This is a genomic window from Micromonospora sp. NPDC049497, from assembly GCF_044465805.1.
Lineage (GTDB): Bacteria > Actinomycetota > Actinomycetes > Mycobacteriales > Micromonosporaceae > Micromonospora.
In genome coordinates, this window is the sequence record NZ_JBITMC010000041.1 from 1 (window position 1) to 3,376 (window position 3,376).

Annotated in this window: 2 rRNA genes; both read right to left on the reverse strand. The window is 57.0% G+C overall.

Annotated features, from left to right (window positions below):
- Nucleotides 1-6: 6 nt before the first annotated feature.
- A 5S ribosomal RNA gene (gene rrf, locus ACIBR0_RS28665) occupies nt 7-123 on the reverse strand.
- A gap of 88 nt (nt 124-211) precedes the next feature.
- Nucleotides 212-3,320: ribosomal RNA gene (locus ACIBR0_RS28670) — 23S ribosomal RNA — on the reverse strand.
- Nucleotides 3,321-3,376: the final 56 nt, after the last annotated feature.

Sequence of the window (3,376 nt, forward strand, 5' to 3'; positions counted from 1 at the left end):
AAGATTGTCCGGCGGTGTCCTACTCTCCCACACCCTCCCGGGTGCAGTACCATCGGCGCTGGAGGGCTTAGCTTCCGGGTTCGGAATGTGACCGGGCGTTTCCCCTCCGCCATGACCGCCGTAACTCTATCGACATGTCAAACAACTCAACCAACATGTGTTGGGTGTTGTTCGTTTATCGAGAGTTGCACAGTGGACGCGTAGCAGCTTGGTAGTCAAGTCCTCGGCCTATTAGTACCGGTCAACTGAACCCGTTACCGGGCTTACATTTCCGGCCTATCAACCCAGTCGTCTAGCTGGGGGCCTTACCCACCCGAAGGTGGTGGGATACCTCATCTTGAAGCGAGCTTCCCGCTTAGATGCTTTCAGCGGTTATCCCTTCCGAACGTAGCTAACCAGCCGTGCCCCTGGCGGGACAACTGGCACACCAGAGGTTCGTCCGTCCCGGTCCTCTCGTACTAGGGACAGCCCTTCTCAAGTATCCTACGCGCACGGCGGATAGGGACCGAACTGTCTCACGACGTTCTAAACCCAGCTCGCGTACCGCTTTAATGGGCGAACAGCCCAACCCTTGGGACCTGCTACAGCCCCAGGATGCGACGAGCCGACATCGAGGTGCCAAACCATCCCGTCGATATGGACTCTTGGGGAAGATCAGCCTGTTATCCCCGGGGTACCTTTTATCCGTTGAGCGACACCGCTTCCACATGCCAGTGCCGGATCACTAGTCCCGACTTTCGTCCCTGCTCGACCTGTCAGTCTCACAGTCAAGCTCCCTTGTGCACTTGCACTCAACACCTGATTGCCAACCAGGCTGAGGGAACCTTTGGGCGCCTCCGTTACCCTTTAGGAGGCAACCGCCCCAGTTAAACTACCCACCAGACACTGTCCCTGAACCGGATAACGGTCCGAAGTTAGATACCCAAATCAACCAGAGTGGTATTTCAAGATTGCCTCCACCCATACTGGCGTATGGACTTCACCGGCTCCCACCTATCCTACACAAGCTAATTCGGATACCAATGTCAAGCTATAGTAAAGGTCCCGGGGTCTTTCCGTCCTGCCGCGCGTAACGAGCATCTTTACTCGTAATGCAATTTCGCCGGGCCTGTGGTTGAGACAGTGGGGAAGTCGTTACGCCATTCGTGCAGGTCGGAACTTACCCGACAAGGAATTTCGCTACCTTAGGATGGTTATAGTTACCACCGCCGTTTACTGGCGCTTAAGTTCTCCGCTTCGCCCCGAAGAGCTAACAGGTCCCCTTAACGTTCCAGCACCGGGCAGGCGTCAGTCCATATACATCGAATTACTTCTTCGCATGGACCTGTGTTTTTAGTAAACAGTCGCTTCCCCCTGCTCTCTGCGGCCATACAACGCTCCACCCGCGTGGGGCTTCACGTCTCCGGCCCCCCTTCTCCCTAAGTTACGGGGGCAATTTGCCGAGTTCCTTAACCACAGTTCGCCCGATCGCCTCGGTATTCTCTACCTGACCACCTGTGTCGGTTTGGGGTACGGGCCGCTAAGAACTCGCTAGAGGCTTTTCTCGGCAGCATAGGATCACTGACTTCACCTGAATCGGCTCGGCATCACGTCTCAGCCTTCATGCACCGCGGATTTGCCTACGGTACGGCCTACACGCTTACCCCGGCACAACCACCGGCCGGGCTCAGCTACCTTCCTGCGTCACCCCATCGCTTGACTACTACCCGCCAGGTTCCCACGCTCGCCACCATCGGTCCGAAGACCTCCGGCAGTTCGGATGGTTAGCACAACGAGGTTCGTCAGGGTCGCTCTTTCGCGGGTACGGGAATATCAACCCGTTGTCCATCGACTACGCCTCTCGGCCTCGCCTTAGGTCCCGACTCACCCAGGGCGGATTAGCCTGGCCCTGGAACCCTTGGTCATCCGGCGGAAGGGTTTCTCACCCTTCTTTCGCTACTCATGCCTGCATTCTCACTCGTGCCGCGTCCACAACTGGGTCACCCCGCTGCTTCACCCCCGGCACGACGCTCCCCTACCCATCCACACACCTGCACAGCACATCAAGGCGCTGCGTGGTTGAAATGTGAATGCCACAGCTTCGGCGGTGTGCTTGAGCCCCGCTACATTGTCGGCGCGGAACCACTTGACCAGTGAGCTATTACGCACTCTTTAAAGGGTGGCTGCTTCTAAGCCAACCTCCTGGTTGTCTATGCGACCCCACATCCTTTTCCACTTAGCACACGCTTAGGGGCCTTAGCTGGTGATCTGGGCTGTTTCCCTCTCGACTACGAAGCTTATCCCCCGCAGTCTCACTGCCGCGCTCTCACTTACCGGCATTCGGAGTTTGGCTGATTTCGGTAAGCTTGTGGGCCCCCTAGACCATCCAGTGCTCTACCTCCGGCAAGAAACACGCGACGCTGCACCTAAATGCATTTCGGGGAGAACCAGCTATCACGGAGTTTGATTGGCCTTTCACCCCTAACCACAGGTCATCCCCCAACTTTTCAACGTTGGTGGGTTCGGCCCTCCACGCGGTCTTACCCGCGCTTCAGCCTGCCCATGGCTAGATCACTCCGCTTCGGGTCTAGGACACGCGACTGAATCGCCCTATTCAGACTCGCTTTCGCTACGGCTCCCCCACACGGGTTAACCTCGCCACGTGCCACTAACTCGCAGGCTCATTCTTCAAAAGGCACGCCGTCACCCCGCAAGGCTCCGACGGATTGTAGGCGAACGGTTTCAGGTACTATTTCACTCCCCTCCCGGGGTACTTTTCACCATTCCCTCACGGTACTCGTCCGCTATCGGTCACCAGGAAGTATTTAGGCTTACCAGGTGGTCCTGGCAGATTCACGGCAGATTTCAGGGGTCCGCCGCTACTCGGGAACACCCACAGAAGACCAGCTACTTTCACCTACCGGACTATCACCGTCTACGGTCAGCCATTCCAGACTGTTCGACTAGCAACTAGCTTTGTAACTTCTCGAGTGCGTGTCAGCACACTCAGCAGGGTCCCACAACCCCGACCACGCAACCCCTGACAGGTATCACACGCAACCGGTTTAGCCTCAATCCGCTTTCGCTCGCCACTACTCACGGAATCACTATTTGTTTTCTCTTCCTACGGGTACTGAGATGTTTCACTTCCCCGCGTTCCCTCCATACACCCTATGTGTTCAGGTGCAGGTGACACCACATGACTGGTGCCGGGTTCCCCCATTCGGACACCCTGGGATCACAGCTTGGTTGACAGCTCCCCCAGGCCTATCGCGGCCTCCCACGTCCTTCATCGGCTCCTGGTGCCAAGGCATCCACCGTTCGCCCTTGACAACTTGACCACAAAGATGCTCGCGTCCACTGTGCAATTCTCAACAAACGACCAACCCACAACCAT